General features: G+C 51.4%; 13 protein-coding genes. 6 read left to right on the top strand and 7 right to left on the bottom strand.

Translation table 11 applies throughout. The features are described 5' to 3' along the window. The first annotated feature begins 92 nt into the window (after nucleotides 1-92). Entirely contained in the window at nucleotides 93-998 is a 906-nt protein-coding gene (locus F0Q32_RS02685) for an Rpn family recombination-promoting nuclease/putative transposase (protein WP_149461863.1), read from the top strand. Between the two features lie 3 nt (nucleotides 999-1001). Here the strand turns inward: F0Q32_RS02685 and F0Q32_RS02680 are convergent, their stop codons facing one another. The 5 genes from F0Q32_RS02680 to bglK all read right to left on the bottom strand — a co-directional run bounded on the left by F0Q32_RS02680 (nucleotide 1002) and on the right by bglK (nucleotide 6317). Further along, nucleotides 1002-1703: a DnaA inactivator Hda gene (locus F0Q32_RS02680; protein WP_071843484.1), complete on the bottom strand. Its 702-nt coding sequence runs from the start codon at nucleotides 1701-1703 to the stop codon at nucleotides 1002-1004. A 94-nt stretch (nucleotides 1704-1797) separates the two neighbouring features. After that, the gene (uraA, locus tag F0Q32_RS02675; protein WP_149461862.1) at nucleotides 1798-3087 is read right to left on the bottom strand and encodes a uracil permease; all 1290 of its coding nucleotides are present in this window, start codon (nucleotides 3085-3087) and stop codon (nucleotides 1798-1800) included. A gap of 87 nt (nucleotides 3088-3174) precedes the next feature. Next, a complete protein-coding gene (gene upp, locus F0Q32_RS02670; RefSeq protein WP_149461861.1) occupies nucleotides 3175-3801 on the bottom strand; it encodes a uracil phosphoribosyltransferase in 627 nt (208 codons plus the stop codon). Nucleotides 3802-3995: 194 nt separating this feature from the next. Next, complete coding sequence (locus F0Q32_RS02665; protein WP_149461860.1) at nucleotides 3996-5426, bottom strand: 6-phospho-beta-glucosidase; 1431 nt, start codon at nucleotides 5424-5426, stop codon at nucleotides 3996-3998. Nucleotides 5427-5438: 12 nt separating this feature from the next. Next, nucleotides 5439-6317: a beta-glucoside kinase BglK gene (gene bglK, locus F0Q32_RS02660; RefSeq protein ID WP_149461859.1), complete on the bottom strand. Its 879-nt coding sequence runs from the start codon at nucleotides 6315-6317 to the stop codon at nucleotides 5439-5441. 286 nt (nucleotides 6318-6603) lie between these two features. Between bglK and purM the strand changes: the two genes are divergently transcribed. The 4 genes from purM (at nucleotide 6604) to ppx (ending at nucleotide 12097) form a co-directional block, all read left to right on the top strand. Next, the gene (purM, locus tag F0Q32_RS02650) at nucleotides 6604-7641 is read left to right on the top strand and encodes a phosphoribosylformylglycinamidine cyclo-ligase (protein WP_108473417.1); all 1038 of its coding nucleotides are present in this window, start codon (nucleotides 6604-6606) and stop codon (nucleotides 7639-7641) included. Next, entirely contained in the window at nucleotides 7641-8285 is a 645-nt protein-coding gene (purN, locus tag F0Q32_RS02645; RefSeq protein WP_149461857.1) for a phosphoribosylglycinamide formyltransferase, read from the top strand. The genes purM and purN overlap by 1 nt, the downstream gene beginning before the upstream one ends. A gap of 206 nt (nucleotides 8286-8491) precedes the next feature. Further along, nucleotides 8492-10552, top strand: coding sequence for a polyphosphate kinase 1 (gene ppk1 / locus F0Q32_RS02640; protein ID WP_149461856.1), 2061 nt, complete (start codon nucleotides 8492-8494; stop codon nucleotides 10550-10552). Nucleotides 10553-10555: 3 nt separating this feature from the next. Next, entirely contained in the window at nucleotides 10556-12097 is a 1542-nt protein-coding gene (gene ppx / locus F0Q32_RS02635) for an exopolyphosphatase (protein ID WP_149461855.1), read from the top strand. On the opposite strand, the gene F0Q32_RS02630 is transcribed toward ppx, so the two are convergent. After that, nucleotides 12077-14335, bottom strand: coding sequence for an EAL domain-containing protein (locus F0Q32_RS02630; protein WP_149461854.1), 2259 nt, complete (start codon nucleotides 14333-14335; stop codon nucleotides 12077-12079). The two genes, ppx and F0Q32_RS02630, sit on opposite strands and share 21 nt — an antisense overlap. A gap of 353 nt (nucleotides 14336-14688) precedes the next feature. Here F0Q32_RS02630 and F0Q32_RS26395 point away from each other — a divergent pair, with 353 nt between their 5' ends. Beyond that, nucleotides 14689-14880 carry a YfgG family protein gene (locus F0Q32_RS26395; protein WP_149461853.1) on the top strand — a complete coding sequence of 64 codons (192 nt, stop codon included), beginning with the start codon at nucleotides 14689-14691 and terminating at the stop codon, nucleotides 14878-14880. Between the two features lie 87 nt (nucleotides 14881-14967). On the opposite strand, the gene F0Q32_RS02620 is transcribed toward F0Q32_RS26395, so the two are convergent. Then, nucleotides 14968-17482: UvrD-helicase domain-containing protein (locus F0Q32_RS02620; RefSeq protein WP_149461852.1), on the bottom strand; the 2515-nt coding region annotated here is incomplete at its 5' end.

The following is a 17482-nucleotide window of genomic DNA, read 5'->3' as shown; positions in this document are numbered from 1 at the left end:
ATAACGCCTCGCAACCTGCAAGTCCTCATGTTGTTGTTTGGCCTATCCCCTGCCAGAGTCCCTCCATTGGTCATCATCCCATGGAGGGATTTATGGAAGAACAAAGCACATCCACGCCGCACGATGCGATTTTTAAACATTTCATGGCGCACGTGGACACGGCGCGTGATTTTCTCGACATTTATCTGCCCGCCCCGTTACGCGCCATTTGTGATCTAAGCACCTTAAAACTGGAAGCCACCAGCATGGTGGAGAAGAATCTGCGATCGCGCATTTCTGATATTCTTTATTCGGTGAAAACACAGGCAGGCGACGGCTATATCTACACGCTGATTGAGCATCAAAGTCGTCCGGAAAAACACATGGCTTTTCGAATGCTGCGCTACTCGCTGGACGTTATGCAACGGCATCTGGATGCCAAAAATAAACAGTTGCCGATCGTTATCCCCTTGCTGTTTTATCACGGCGAGGCGACGCCCTATCCCTACAGCCTGCGCTGGTTTGACGAGTTTTCCGATCCAGAGTTGGCTAAGCGTCTGTATAGCCAGCCTTTTCCGCTGGTCGATATTACCGTCGTTCCCGACAGCGAAATTATGCAGCATCGACGAATTGCCACCCTTGAACTGCTGCAAAAACACATCCGTTTACGGGATCTTTCCGAACAGATCGCCCCGCTAGCTGCACTTTTAACGATGGGATACACTAGCAAGGATCGGCTGCTTGCCATACTGAATTACATGCTGCATACCGGTACCGCCGAGAATCCTGAGAAGCTGATTCAGGAGCTTTCTCAGCGCACGTCACATCATGAGGGAACGCTTATGACTATTGCCGAATATCTTGAGCAGAAAGGCTGGACCAGAGGAGTTGAAGAGGGGCGAGGTGAAGAAGCACGGCGCATTGCGCTTGCATTGCTGAAAAACGGAATGGAGCCGGTACTGGTAAAAGAGATTACTGGCGTCCTGGATACGGAACTGTTAGGTAGCAGCACGCACTAACCGTTACAGCTTCAGAATCTCTTTCACAAACGGAATCGTGAGTTTTCGCTGGGCAGTAATCGACGCGTGATCCAACTGGTCGAGCGTTAAAAAGAGTGTACGCATCTCTCTGTCCAGCCGTTTAAGCAGGAAACGGCACACATCTTCCGGCAGCTCAAACCCGCGCAGACGCGCGCGCAGCTGTAATGCCTGCAGTTTGTCTTCATCAGAGAGGGGCTGAAGCTTATAAATTTGCCCCCAGTCCAGGCGAGAAGCGAGATCCGGCAGGCCGAGATTAAGCTGGCGCGGCGGGCGATCGCCGGTGATCAGCAGCCGGGTATTCCCTGTTTCGAGGATCCGGTTATACAGGTTGAAAATCGCCATCTCCCAGAGTTCATCTCCGGCGACGCACTCGATGTTATCGATACACACCAGCGCAAGCTGTTCCATCCCTTCCAGCACTTCCGGCACAAACCAGGTGCGTTTATCCAGCGGAACATAGCCCACGGCATCACCGCGCGCCGAGAGTTCAGCACAGGCTGCGTGCAGCAGATGGCTACGCCCTGCCCCTTCCCGCGCCCAAAGATAGATGTATCCGCTGTGTTCCTGACGCAGGACGTTTTGCACGGCTGCAAGGAGAGAAGGATTATCACCCGGCCAGAAACTCGCAAACGTTTCGTCGTCGGGAAGATAGAGTGGCAAAGAGAGCTGTGCCGGTGCGTTCAGAGGGACCTCTTCATGAGCTTACGTAAAAACGCGATGAGTTTATCACAGAATTATCCCATGAGAGAACCGGGCGGCGCACCGCCCGGTCAGAGGATCAGCGGGTGGAGACGTCGCTGTCGTCAGCATCCAGCACCACTTCTTCCGGGCGCAGCACGCTAATCAGTTTGAAGATCAGGCTCAGGCAGACGCCCACAACGGTCGCCAGGGCCATGCCTTTCAGCTCAGCAGCGCCAATGTGCACTTTCGCGCCGCTGACGCCGATGATCAGAATCACCGAGGTCAGGATCAGGTTTTGCGCTTTGCTGTAGTCAACTTTCGACTCAATCAGGACGCGAATACCGGATGCGCCAATCACGCCGTACAGTAGCAGAGATACCCCCCCCATCACCGGCAGCGGAATAATCTGGATGGCCGCAGCCAGTTTACCGACGCAGGAGAGCAGAATCGCAATCACCGCCGCGCCGCCGATAACCCAGGTACTGTAGACGCGGGTAATCGCCATTACGCCAATGTTTTCGCCGTATGTGGTGTTTGGCGTGGAGCCAAAGAAGCCAGAGATAACCGTCGACAGACCGTTAGCAAACATAGAGCGATGCAGACCCGGGTCACGAATCAGGTCTTTTTTAACGATATTCGCGGTCACCACCAGGTGGCCGACGTGCTCTGCAATCACCACCAGTGCAGCAGGCAGAATTGTCAGAATAGCGAACCACTCGAAGCGCGGGGTGTAGAAGGTTGGCAGCGCGAACCAGTGCGCCTGCGCAATTGGCGTGGTATCGACAACGCCCATTACGAAGGAGAGCGCATAGCCCACCAGCACACCAATAAGAATGGGGATAATAGCAAGAAAGCCGCGGAACAGAACTGAACCAAATACGGTAACCGCAAGCGTAACCATGGAGATAATAATGGTTTTGCTATCCGGTGTTTGCCCTTCAGCGGGAAGCAGGCCTGCCATATTCGCCGCCACGCCGGCCAGTTCAAGACCGATGACGGCAACGATTGCGCCCATCGCCGCCGGAGGGAACATCACATCCAGCCAGCCGCTACCGGCTTTTTTAACGATAAACGACACCAGACAGAACAGCACGCCGCACATAATAAAGCCGCCAAGCGCCATTTCGTACCCCAGTGGCAGCAGGAGCATTACCGGTGAAATAAACGCAAAGCTCGACCCCAGATACGCCGGAATTTTGCCTTTACAGATAAAAAGGTAGAGCAAGGTACCGACGCCGTTGAACAGCAATACGGTTGCCGGGTTGATGTGAAACAGGACGGGCACCAGAACGGTGGCGCCAAACATGGCGAACAAGTGCTGCAAGCTAAGCGGGATCGTCTGTAACAGCGGCGGTCGTTCACTCACTCCGATAGCACGGCGCGTCATAATGTTTTCCTCAGTGTTATTAGATTTGCATTTAGTTTTATTCAAAAAAAAGCCGACTCTTGAGTCGGCTCTTGATGATTTATTCTCTTATTTGGTACCAAAGATTTTGTCACCGGCGTCGCCGAGGCCCGGAATAATGTATCCTTGCTCGTTTAACCCGTGGTCAATGGATGCGGTGTACAGCTCGACATCCGGGTGCGCGCTTTCCAGCGCGGCGATACCTTCAGGTGCCGCAACCAGCACCAGCACTTTAATGCTGCTGCAGCCCGCTTTTTTCAGCAGGTCGATGGTAGCGATAACGGAACCGCCGGTTGCCAGCATCGGGTCAACGATCAGCGCCATACGCTCATCAATGTTGGAAACCAGTTTCTGGAAGTACGGTACCGGCTCCAGCGTCTCTTCGTCGCGGTACATACCCACTACGCTGATACGTGCGCTCGGAACATTTTCCAGCACGCCGTCCATCATGCCGAGGCCCGCACGCAGGATGGGCACAACGGTAATTTTCTTGCCTTTAATCTGGTCGATTTCTACCGGGCCGTTCCAGCCTTCGATAGTCACTTTTTCGGTTTCCAGATCGGCGGTAGCTTCATAGGTCAGTAAGCTGCCAACTTCGGAGGCGAGTTCACGGAAGCGTTTAGTACTGATATCGTTCTCGCGCATCAGGCCTAGCTTGTGTTTGACGAGTGGGTGTTTCACTTCCACAATCTTCATTCTCTTTCTCCTTTGAATAGGGCAGCCACAAAAAAAATCGACGGATTATACCGCCATTCTTTTCGCCAGCAACATTTTTTTACTTGATGCTGATCAAGCATAGGCGGGGTTGCAGTGAAGAGAGAAACGATTATCGGCGCAGACACGCGTTGTCAAAGGAAAGCGGCCAACCGGGGTTGACCGCTTAAAAGCAATTACAGCTTCTCGCCGTTAGAAGCGATCACCTCTTTATACCAGTTGAAGGATTTTTTACGGCTGCGCGCCAGCGTGCCGTTGCCTTCGTTATCTTTATCAACGTAGATAAAACCGTAGCGTTTTTTCATCTCGCCGGTGCCTGCGGAAACGAGGTCAATACAGCCCCATGGGGTGTAGCCCATCAGGTCAACGCCATCTTCCACAACCGCTTTTTTCATCTCGCTAATGTGCGCCGCGAGATAATCGATACGGTACTGGTCGTTCACCGTGCCATCGCTTTCCAGCACGTCGATTGCGCCAAAGCCATTTTCGACGATAAACAGCGGCAACTGATAGTGATCGTAGAACCAGTTCAGCGAGTAACGCAGTCCTACCGGGTCAATCTGCCAACCCCAGTCGGATTTTTGCACGTACGGGTTAGAAACCAGGCTGGTGGTTTCATCGTAATCAAGCTGCGGGTTATCGTCGGTCGCTTTGGTGGCAAACGACATGTAATAACTAAAACCGATGTAATCGACACAACCCTGGGTGAGCGCCTGTTTGTCTTCTTCGGTGATATCCAGTGCAAATCCGCGACGTTCGAAGTAGTTCAGCAAATGTTGTGGATATTTCCCGCGTACGTGCACATCGGTGAACCAGTAGCGGCGATGCATGGCGTTCATCGCCATCATCATGTCGCCAGGTGCGCAGGTCAGTGGATAGATAGGACACATGGCAATCATGCAGCCAATTTGCAGCGAAGGATTAATTTCACGCCCCGCTTTTACGGCCAGGGCGCTGGCCACCAGCTCATAGTGCGCCGCCTGATACATCACCGGCTCGCGATCTTCACCCGGCTGATATTTCAGCCCGGAGTTGGTGAACGGCGCAAAATCCTCATGGAAGTTGGCCTGGTTGTTGATCTCGTTAAAGGTCATCCAGTACTTCACTTTGTGCTGATAGCGCGCGAAAACGACCTGTGCAAAGCGTACGAAAAAGTCGATGAGTTTACGGTTACGCCAGCCGCCATATTCGGTGACGAGATGATACGGCATCTCGAAGTGCGATAGGGTGATCACCGGCTCAATGCCGAGCTTCAGGCACTCATCAAACAGAGAGTCATAGAACTGCAATCCGGCTTCATTCGGTTCCAGTTCGTCGCCTTTCGGAAAAATACGCGTCCAGGCGATAGAGGTCCGAAAACACGTGTAGCCCATTTCGGCAAACAGTTTGAGATCGTCTTTATAGCGATGATAGAAATCAATGGCTTCATGATTGGGGTAATTTTGGCCGGGCAATACGCCATCGGTGATTTCACGCGGCACGCCGTGCGCACCCGCCGTCATGACATCAGCCACGCTGATGCCCTTCCCGCCTTCCTGCCAGCCACCTTCCAGCTGATGCGCAGCCACCGCGCCGCCCCACAGAAATCCCGCTTTAAATCCAGACATAGCTTTCCCTCATTAAACAGTCGCGTTCTGTTGATTGAAATGGTAAACCGCGCCCAACAGCCCGGCGTCGTTGCCCTGGCTTGCCGCACACACGAAGTCGTCAATTCCGAACCAGCGCAGATGCTCACGCAGCAACGCCAGGAATCCGGGGCGCTCGATAATGCCGCCGCCAATAAAAATGGTTTCAGGATCGAAAAGATTGACCAGGTTATAGAGCCCGGTAGCGATGCCATTCAGGAAGTCATCGACCAGACGAAGCGCCGCGCGATCGCCTGCTTCACAGGCATCAAAAACCGCTTCGCCGGTGACGGCATCCAGCGGTTGCCCGAGGCTGTCCGCGTAGCGTTTACGCAGCACGCGCAGCGTACAGGTTGTATTCATGGTGTAATTCGTTACGTGACGCGAGCCCGGTCTGTCTGTAAACATGTAACCAAACTCGCCGGCGCGAAAACGCTTACCGAGAACCAGTTTGCCATTGCAGAAAATCGCGCCGCCAATACCGGTGCCGATAGTCAGCACCAGAAAATCATTCATCTTCTTAGCTTTACCTAGCCAGCGCTCCGCCAGTAGCACGCAGTTGGCGTCGTTTTCAACCGTTACGGGGCGTGATGTTTTCGCCTCCAGCCACGCTTTCATGGGGAAATTATCGAAGCGACGAATAGCGCCGCCCATTTCGATAAACCCGGTATGAGGATTAACGTAGCCCGGCGCACTGATAGCAATGCCCGTGCATTGAGGATGCGCAGCAACCCAGTCGAGCATAGCCTGCAAAATCTGGTCGCCGTCGCTGTCGAGGATGGTCGCTTTGCCTTTCTCTACAATCGAGCCCTGTGCGTCCACAACGCCCATTTTTAGCGCGGTGCCGCCAATATCAAATGCTGCAATGCTCATCGTTCTCATCCCTCCAGAATGGTAAAACGACACGCTGACTTCTCGTTTTCGCCAAAACAGAAACCGGTTTCAGTGGCATCATGTGCATTCAATGCAACTGATGCAAGGACAAAAATGTACCCGGTTTCATTTTCGTGAACGGTATCAAACTTGACCGCGTTCTCAGGCCGAACGGCAAAAATCCACGCCCTGAAAAATGGATGCATAATGGGCTCGCAAACGTTTGCTTAGACTGTTAGAATTGCGCCGATTTTTCTTGCTAACGCAAACGCGTGGAGACTTAGCAGTGACCGACAAAACCTCTCTCAGCTATAAAGATGCCGGTGTTGATATTGACGCAGGAAACGCTCTGGTTGACCGAATCAAGGGTACGGTGAAGAAAACCCGTCGCCCGGAAGTGATGGGTGGATTAGGTGGATTCGGCGCATTGTGCGCGCTGCCGCAAAAATATCGTGAACCGGTGCTGGTCTCTGGCACTGACGGCGTTGGCACCAAGCTGCGTCTGGCAATGGATTTAAAACGTCACGACACCATTGGTATCGACCTTGTCGCCATGTGTGTGAACGACCTTGTGGTTCAGGGTGCTGAGCCCCTGTTCTTCCTCGACTACTACGCCACCGGCAAACTGGACGTCGACACCGCGGCCAGCGTGATCAACGGCATCGCGGAAGGCTGTTTACAGTCTGGCTGCTCCCTGGTGGGCGGCGAAACGGCGGAAATGCCGGGCATGTACCACGGTGAAGATTACGATGTGGCAGGCTTCTGCGTCGGGGTGGTAGAAAAATCAGAAATCATCGATGGCTCAAAAGTCACCGACGGCGACGTGCTGATCGCGCTGGGCTCCAGCGGCCCGCACTCAAACGGCTATTCACTGGTGCGTAAAATCGTGGAAGTCAGCGGTTGCGACCCGGAAACCACACAGCTGGAAGGCAAGTCTCTGGCCGACCATCTGCTGGCGCCAACCCGCATCTACGTGAAATCGATTCTTGAACTGATCGAAAATGTCGACGTTCACGCCATCGCCCACCTTACCGGCGGCGGTTTCTGGGAAAATATCCCACGCGTACTGCCGGACAACACCCAGGCGGTGATTGACGAGTCCTCCTGGCAGTGGCCGGCCATCTTTAACTGGATGCAGGACGCAGGCAATGTCAGCCGCCATGAAATGTACCGCACCTTTAACTGTGGCGTGGGTATGGTGATTGCGCTGGCAGCCGATGAAGCGGATAAAGCCATCGCCCTGATGAACGAAAAAGGTGAAAACGCGTGGAAAATCGGCTATATCAAAGCCACTGATTCCGAACAGCGTGTGGTCATCGAATAATGAAAAATATCGTGGTGCTCGTTTCCGGTAACGGAAGCAACTTACAGGCCATTATCGACGCCTGTGCGCAGAAGAGAATAAAGGGCACCATTCGTGCGGTATTCAGCAATAAGGCCGACGCGTACGGCCTTCAGCGCGCCCTTGATGCCGGTATCCCGCAGCACGCGTTAACCGCCAGCCAGTACGCCAGCCGTGAAGCGTTTGACCGCGAGCTGATGCACGAAATCGACGCTTATGCGCCCGATGTCGTGGTGCTGGCAGGCTATATGCGTATTCTGAGCGCCGAGTTTGTCAGCCACTATCAGGGGCGTTTGCTGAATATCCACCCTTCCCTGCTGCCAAAATATCCCGGCCTCGATACCCATCGACAGGTGCTGGAAAACGGCGATGCTGTACACGGTACCTCGGTACACTTTGTCACCGAAGAACTGGACGGCGGGCCGGTAATTTTACAGGCGAAAGTCCCCGTGTTTGACGGTGACGACGAAGGCGATATTACCGCGCGCGTGCAGGCTCAGGAACATGCCATTTACCCACTGGTGGTGAGCTGGTTTGTTGACGGTCGGCTGGCCATGCGTGATAACAGCGCCTGGCTGGATGGCGTAAAACTGCCAGTCAGTGGTTATGCGTCTGAAGATGAGTAATCTTATTCACCGCAGTTTCCGCTGCGGTGATTTTAATACAATCAATCCTCCCACCAAAGCCGCCCGGCGAATAGTATTTTGGGCATGAATTTCCCTGCCACCGCTTAATAAGTGTCATACTCTTCTGGCACAGTTGGACATTCAACTGGAATGCTCGCCATAATAGCCAGGCCATAACGCGTGGATGGAACGGAGTGTAAGTAGTAATGGGTCAGGACAAACTGTATATCGAGAAAGAGCTAAGCTGGTTATCCTTCAATGAGCGGGTTCTCCAGGAAGCCGCGGATAAAAGCAATCCGCTGATTGAACGCATGCGTTTTCTGGGGATTTACTCCAATAATCTGGATGAATTCTACAAAGTGCGTTTCGCCGAACTGAAGCGGCGCATTATCATCAGCGAAGAACAGGGCACCACGGCCCACTCTCGTCATCTGTTGGGCAAGATCCAATCCCGCGTACTGAAAGCCGATCAGGAATTTGACGGTCTCTACAACGAACTGCTGCTGGAAATGGCGCGTAATCAGATCTTCCTGATTAACGAGCGTCAGCTGTCAGTGAATCAGCAAAGCTGGCTGCGTCATTACTTTAAACATCAGTTGCGTCAACACATTACCCCGATTCTGCTGAACCGGGAAACGGACCTGGTGCAGTTCCTGAAAGATGATTACACCTATCTGGCGGTGGAGATTATTCGCGGCAACGACACCAACTACGCGCTGCTGGAAATTCCGTCTGATAAGGTTCCCCGTTTTGTGAATCTGCCGCCGGAAACGCCGCGTCGTCGCAAACCAATGATCCTGCTGGATAACATTCTGCGTTACTGTCTGGATGACATCTTCAAAGGCTTCTTTGACTACGATGCCCTGAACGCCTACTCGATGAAGATGACTCGTGATGCCGAATACGATCTGGTTCACGAAATGGAATCGAGCCTGATGGAGCTGATGTCTTCCAGTCTGAAGCAACGTTTAACCGCCGAGCCGGTCCGTTTTGTCTATCAGCGCGATATGCCTGACGCGATGGTGGAAATGCTGCGTAAAAAGCTCACTATCTCCCGCTACGACTCCATCGTTCCGGGTGGGCGCTATCACAACTTTAAAGACTTTATTGGCTTCCCGAACGTCGGCAAAGCCAATCTGGTGAATAAACCGATGCCGCGTTTACGCCATATCTGGTTCGACAAATTCCGCAACGGTTTTGATGCCATTCGCGAACGCGATGTGCTGCTCTATTATCCGTATCACACGTTTGAGCACGTGCTGGAACTGCTGCGTCAGGCGTCATTCGACCCGAGCGTGCTGGCCATTAAAATCAACATTTACCGCGTGGCCAAAGATTCCCGCATCATCGACGCCATGATCCACGCTGCGCACAACGGCAAGAAAGTGACGGTAGTGGTGGAATTACAGGCGCGTTTTGATGAAGAGGCCAATATCCATTGGGCCAAGCGCCTGACGGAAGCGGGGGTTCACGTAATCTTCTCGGCACCGGGACTCAAAATTCACGCCAAACTGTTCCTTATTTCGCGTAAAGAAGGCGAGGATGTGGTGCGTTACGCCCATATCGGTACCGGGAACTTTAACGAGAAAACCGCACGCATTTATACCGACTATTCATTGCTGACCGCCGATGCGCGTATCACCAATGAAGTGCGTCGGGTGTTCAACTTTATTGAGAACCCGTATCGCCCGGTCACCTTCGATTACCTGATGGTGTCACCGCAAAACTCCCGCCGTCTGCTCTATGAGATGATTGACCGGGAAATCGCCAACGCGCAAAACGGCCAGAAAGCAGGCATTACGCTTAAACTGAACAATCTGGTTGATAAAGGCCTGGTCGACAGACTGTATGCCGCATCAGGCTCGGGCGTGCAGGTTAACCTGCTGATTCGTGGCATGTGTTCGCTGATCCCGGAACTGGAAGGGCTGAGCGATAATATTCGCGTTATCAGTATCGTTGACCGCTTCCTCGAACATGACCGGGTCTATATTTTTGAAAACGGCGGCGACAAGCAGGTTTATCTCTCTTCCGCCGACTGGATGACGCGTAACATTGACTACCGAATTGAAGTGGCGACGCCGCTGCTCGATCCGCGCCTGAAGCAGCGCATTCTCGATATTATCGAGATTCTGTTCAGCGACACGGTCAAAGCACGTTACATCGATAAAGAGCTGAGTAATCGCTATGTTCCACGTGGTAACCGCCGTAAGGTGCGGGCCCAGCAGGCGATCTACGACTATATAAAATCCCTTGAACAACCTGAATAACCTATGCCCATAAAAAGCAAAGCCCCTCGCCCGCAAGAATTTGCGGCGGTAGACCTTGGTTCGAACAGTTTTCATATGGTCATCGCCCGTGTAGTTGACGGCGCGATGCAGATAATCGGCCGCCTGAAGCAACGTGTGCATCTGGCTGATGGTCTGGATGAAAATAACATGCTTAGCGAAGAAGCGATGGAGCGTGGGTTAAGCTGCCTGGCGCTGTTTGCCGAACGTCTGCAAGGGTTCTCCCCTTCCAGCGTCTGTATCGTGGGTACACACTCACTGCGCCAGGCCGCGAACGCCACGGATTTTTTAACCCGAGCTGAAAAAGTGATCCCCTACCCGATTGAAATCATTTCGGGTAATGAAGAAGCGCGTCTGATTTTTATGGGCGTAGAGCACACCCAACCGGAAAAAGGCCGCAAACTGGTACTGGATATCGGCGGTGGTTCGACGGAACTGGTGATCGGCGAAGATTTCGAACCTAAACTGGTTGAGAGCCGTCGCATGGGATGCGTCAGCTTCGCACAGCAATTTTTCCCGGGCGGCGTGATTACCCGCGAAAGCTTCCAGCGCGCCCGTCTGGCGGCGGTACAAAAGCTAGAGACGCTCTCCTGGCAATATCGTATTCAGGGCTGGAATGTTGCGCTGGGCGCATCAGGCACGATAAAAGCCGCCCATGAAGTGCTGATCGAAATGGGTGAAAAGGATGGTTTCATTACCCCCGAACGCCTCGAGATGCTGGTGGAAGGCGTGCTGAAATGTAAGAACTTTTCGGCGCTAAGCCTACCGGGTCTTTCCGAAGAGCGCAAAAACGTGTTTGTTCCAGGGCTTGCGATTCTGTGCGGCGTGTTTGACTCACTGGCGATTAAAGAGCTGCGTTTGTCCGATGGCGCGCTACGCGAAGGCGTACTGTATGAAATGGAAGGCCGTTTCCGTCATCAGGATGTTCGTAGCCGTACCGCGCAAAGTCTGGCAAACCAGTACAACATTGACCGCGAGCAGGCACAGCGCGTGCTGGAAACCACCACGCATATGTATGAACAGTGGCTGGCGCAGAATCCGAAGCTGGGACACCCACAGCTGGCGGCTCTGCTACAATGGGCATCGTTGCTGCATGAAGTCGGACTGAATATAAATCACAGCGGTATGCATCGCCACTCCGCTTATATTCTGCAAAATAGCGACCTGCCGGGATTCAATCAGGAACAGCAATTACTTATGGCGACGCTGGTTCGCTATCATCGTAAAGGCATTAAGCTGGATGATCTTCCGCGCTTTACACTGTTCAAGAAAAAACAGTTCCTGCCGATGATTCAGTTACTGCGCCTTGGCGTGCTGCTGAATAATCAGCGTCAGGCCACCACTAAACCGCCGACGCTGACGCTGAAAACAGAGGCCCATCACTGGACGCTCTGTTTCCCGCACGGCTGGTTTAGCCAGAATGCGCTGGTCCTGCTCGATCTGGAAAAAGAGCAGGAATACTGGGAAGGCGTTTCCGGTTGGTTGTTAAAAATTACCGAAGAAAGTTCACCGGAAATCGCTGCCTGATTGCGGCAGTAGCGGTAAATGCTCCGTGGCCAGCTCCTCCAGAGGAGCTGGTTTGCCGATGCAATATCCCTGAAGGTAATCAATCCCCAGCGATATCGCTGCTTCACGAATCTCTTCATTTTCGACAAACTCCGCAACCACGCGCATGTTTTTCATCCGTGCCAGATGGCAAATGGAGGCGACAATTTGGTAGTCGAGGCTGCTGGTCGCGATATTGCGGATAAAGCTCCCATCTATTTTTAAGATATCGGCGCTGACGTTTTTCAGTCGCGCATAGCTCGCGTAACCGGTGCCAAAATCATCAATCGCCACGCGGCATCCCATATCCTGAAGCACTGCCAGCGTCTGACGAGCCTGCTCCGGGTTGCTCAGCGAATGGCTTTCCGTGACTTCAAAAATCAACTGCCAGGCTTCAATATTATATTTCGCCAGTAAATCAGCCACCTTCTGAGAAAAATCCAGCCCGCAGGCCGTCGACGGCGATAAATTAACCGACAAGCGCATTCCAGGATGATGTTCCCGATTGTTATCCATAAAACGCAATGTATGTTCCAGAACCCAAAGATCAATCCGCGATGCCATACCGAATTCATGGGCGACAGGCAGAAAATCATTGGGGGAGATCAGTTCCCCGTTATCACCAATCATCCTCAGCAGTACTTCATGATAATCATCGCCACGAACGCTGACGATTGGTTGTGCCATCAGACAAAAACGATCGTTCTCCAGCGCTTGCTGCACGCGTAGCATCATCGCCACTTTATCTTTTAACTCCTGCTGCAAATGAAGAGCGCCGCGCCGCTGAAGGTTTTCCGGCTGGTGAGAAATCAGTGACAAATCGGCTATGGTACTCAGCTCTCCCAGCAGCAGGGAAAGGTGTGAAACCGGCGAATGAATGTAGCAGTAGCTCATTCCGACCTGTGGCTGAAGCGGCATCCCGTTCCAGATATAGCGAAATTGCTTCACTCTGGCATCTACCCGCGCGATATGTTGCTGGTAGTCTTCAGTATTCAACCGCATTGCCAGATCGTGCCCAGAAAGCTGGTATACATCTTCCCCGGGCCGCAGTACCTCGCTCAGCCACTCTGCCAGTTTCTGTTTATAGTTTATGCGGAGCATCACGCCATAATGGCGGCCCAGCACTTCCAGATCGGGCATTCGCAGGAAACAGACCACCGACCAGGGCGCAGCATCAATTGCCCGATTCAGGGCGCGGAGGTTGGGTAAATGCACTACCGGGTCGAGGAATGCCATCCTCCGTACTCGGGCATGGATAGTTCGCTCACGCGTCGACAGCACGGCGATGTAAGCAATGATAAAGGAGAACACCAGATAACTGGATGAGGTGATCGCCAGTTGAGAACTATAACCAGGATGAATAGGCAAATAGTGATAATGGAAATGAATCGCCACAATCAGCAATAGAGTCCACAACGGTGAGATAAAACGATAGCCAAAACGCATTGCTCCCCACAGCGTCACGGGCAGCAGCAGCGACAACGTGTAGTTGGTGCTGAAAATAGTGCTCTGATTGGTCAAAGGCATCAGCAGGAGAACAAGCAGCGATGAGAGAGCAATCAGCCAGGCGACGACTTCCATCCACTTTACTTTAGGATCGAAATCGAGGCGCATCTGCGAAATCAGGCCACGAATGTAGCAAGGGTTACGCGCCAGACGAATCAGCATGTAGCAGAACGGTACGCCGGTTAAACAACTCACTAACAGCGATTGATAGTTAATCAGGCTGCGTAATGTCAGCGGCGATACCCACTGAAAATCACTGCGGCTGGGATAGAGCCCCACGTAGATTGCAAACTGAAACAACAGCTGGAATACGGTCGCCGGGAAGAACATCTGCCAGAACAGGCGATGTGCAATCAGCCGCGTATCACCATGAGAAACCATTTGGCGACGCGGGATAAAAATATGATATCCACCCCAGGCAAGAACCAGCGGGATTAGAAAATGCAGGACGATACCAACTCTCTCAAGAAAACAGAGGTCTTTGCTCAGGTAGAGCCAAATGCTTGCAGCAATACCCGGTATCGCTTTCCAGCCAAAAAAAAGCATCAGAGACAGCATAAATGGCAGTGGCAGATAATAAAGAGATACCTTGCCCCCATCAATCCATGCATATGTATTAGCAAGCTTTATGATTGGTAGTAAAATCAAGGGCAAAACAAGCGGTAATGCCCACCAGTAGTCACGATATTTTTTATATGTTTTACAGAAATACATAGATGCTCTAAGGATATCCCAAATCCTGCTGGGTATATTCAGACAGGCATCCAACCTGGCTTAGTGGCCCGCAAAGTAAGTTATCCTGCGGTTCGGACTGGGAATTCTAGAGGTCAACAGGCATGAGCGCTTGATACAAATCAACAAATAACGCGCCTAAAAACATAAAGTTTCAATTTTTTGCGGTGGGGCAGATTAATTAATGGATTTTGTAAATAGCATTATTATCTTATATAACATTAATTAATGATTCATTTGACGTTTTTTTACATTGTCATTGATTGACCCCGATGATTCCCTATGCCTTAATGTAGACATCGCCCCGTTTGTGGGTATTGTTAAAGGACCCCTTTGTGAGCCAGGCTACCAGTATGCGAAAACGACACCAATTCAATGGTCGAATGATTCGAATCATACTACTCATCAGTTTGATGTTCTTCCTTGGGCGTTTCGTCTACTCTTCTATCGGCGCGTGGCACCATCATCAGGATAAAAAAGAATCACAATCAACGAACCTGACGATTGAGGCACCTGTGCAGCGCTAGCTGAGTTTTCACTTAATTCGCTGGCCCTCACAATCAAGCACAGAGGGCCAATCCCCTAAAATGTCCTGATTTTGCCTGATAATATTTCTACAGCTTTCTCCCCTTTCCGCGTGGCACAACAACTTCCCAACGCGCAGATTTGATCCCGCTCCTGTATTCCTCTCCCTCATCCTCAGCAAACCGGACAAGGATTGCCGCCACTTCACAGTGAGCAAAATCGATTTGCGGTATAAATTTACTTGAGGTTTTTCCAACGACACATCCCTGGTTATCCAGAATTTGATATACCGCTCCATCCCGTTTCAGAGTAAGGACATCACCTTCCTGGAGCTTACTGATATGCGAGTGTATCCGGTCGTCAGGAGAGTGACGCCCAGCAAAGCCAATATTTATCTCCTGTAACGCGAGAGACTGAAAACTAACTTCCAGTTCCGGGAGTGACTTCCCCTGGAATACGTCATGCGCAACATTGTTTTTCAAAGAACGACTTAACGAGTGACCGTCAGCAAGCTCGCATAATGTAAGAGTTTGCTCAGCCCTGGTCATCCCCACATAATAAAGACGACGCTCAGCTTCTATATTCTCTTTATCTGTATTCCAGCCACCATCCAAAAGCACGACGTGACGAAACTCGAGCCCCTTTGCCGAATGCACCGTTCCAAGATAAAGCCCGCTTTTGGGTTGCTGACGAATTTCATGAGCATAGTCATACATCCAGTCGATGAAGGCCTGCCCCCATAACTGACTATCACCCAGTTCTCCTTGCAGTTGTTCAAAAGCATCGCGAAAAAATCGTTCCCACTCTGCATCCTTCAATAAATAACAGCCAGCTATGCGTTCCCAAACCTCGCTGGGGGATGCGCTGTCGATTTTGCGTAAGAAATCGATAACAGCAACAAAACTGCGTTGGCGAGTAATCGGGGGAAGCGCGTCTTTATCTGCGGCCATAAAATAGGGAATATGGTACTTTTCACACAACGCCTGAACCGGCACTAAGTAGCGGTGTGTTCGTGCCATAATCGCACACCCGTTCCAGCCTCCATTATCAAGCGCAATAAGTCTGCTTAACTCACTAAAGGCTGCTTGCGCCTGCACATTCACCTGCTGCGCATCCACTGAGTCGATCTGCATTCTCAGGATCTGCCCCTGCCGCTGTGCGTCGCGCACTTCCCATTCTCCACCATAAGGCAGAGCGGCTCTCGCGTGATTAATCTGTACTGGATTCACCGCTTTCATACGCCCAGGATTCAGGCTAATTATTTGGTTAGCGGAATCGATAATATTGCGGGAGGAACGATAATTTTCAGTCAGGTAGCTGGTTAACGCCGTATAATCTTCACGGAAACGCTCTATATAAATATTATTCGTGTCGCGCCATGCGTAAATATTTTGATCATCATCCCCTACTGCCATTATACATAAACGCCCATCTTCTTCAGCATGACGGCCTGCAAGCGCACTGACTAATCGGTATTGCATTTCATTAATATCTTGATATTCATCGACCAGAATATAACGATAGCCACGGAGTAGTTGTTCCCGAAGGTCATCCTCACCCTCGATATTCCGTTTACCCTCCAGTAACTCGACTGCATCCCTTAAGACTTGATCAAGGGAACCACTATTTACGTCAAAGCCACGCTCAAAGCGAGTACCGGTTAAACGCATCGCCATACTATGGTAAGTCATGACGCTCACACCGTAAGCATCCGCGCCAACCAGTGCTAACAGACGCTTACGAATTTCATTAGCGGCATGGCGATTAAACGTCAACGCTACGATGCTAGATGCCGCAATGCGACGCACACGAAGTAGATAAGCAATGCGGTGCACGATCACTCGCGTTTTTCCAGAACCGGGGCCTGCCAGAATTAGACGATTGAGATCGTCATCATCAGCTACAATGTCTTTTTGCGTCGGATTTAACATCCCTATAATCGAATTCCAGGATTCTTCACTGGTCGCCAGTTTGAGCACCTCTTCTCGACCAGTAAAATACCCTTTTATAAAATCCTGTTTGGAACCAGTGAAGTAATCAAGAACCAGCCGTAGTGCCTTTGCCATATTTTCGAGGGCTTGTTCCGCATATTCGCGCATTACGTGTACCTGTATACGCTTTTCACGATAATGTTCATCAAGACGCAAAAAATCTTCCTTAAGGAAAGTCTTGCGCTTATCATCTTTATTCACTTCTATGGTCATGGCCCGGCGCATTACCGTCATGCCATGGTTGAGCGTTAAAATCTCCTGCCGATGAAGATAGAGTAAGACATGCTCAATAACTTTTCGACGATTGTTAATGGGCACAATGTGTTGTAGTTCCAGATCGTTTTCAATAATCTGAAGTAATTCGCCAAAGCTTGTTTCAATTAATAGATCGGCACCACGCAATCCAGCGGGTAGTTTTGCGATCATTTGCTCGAGAAATTTACCTGCCAATATACGCCGCACATCACCGAAGCTAAGGAAGGTGCGAATAAGCAGGTCATTTCTTCCCAAGCTGACTCGCTGATTAAAATTTCGCGGATCTGGGCCGATTTTTTTCCCGCAAACACATCGAATCAGCCTATTTAGGCTATTTTTTCCACCATTTCTGGCGTTA

Origin of the sequence: Pseudocitrobacter sp. 73, assembly GCF_008369545.1 — a bacterium.
Lineage (GTDB): Bacteria > Pseudomonadota > Gammaproteobacteria > Enterobacterales > Enterobacteriaceae > Pseudocitrobacter > Pseudocitrobacter vendiensis.
The sequence above is the reverse complement of the archived record's forward strand: the minus strand, read 5'-3'. Positions and strand labels throughout refer to the sequence as shown.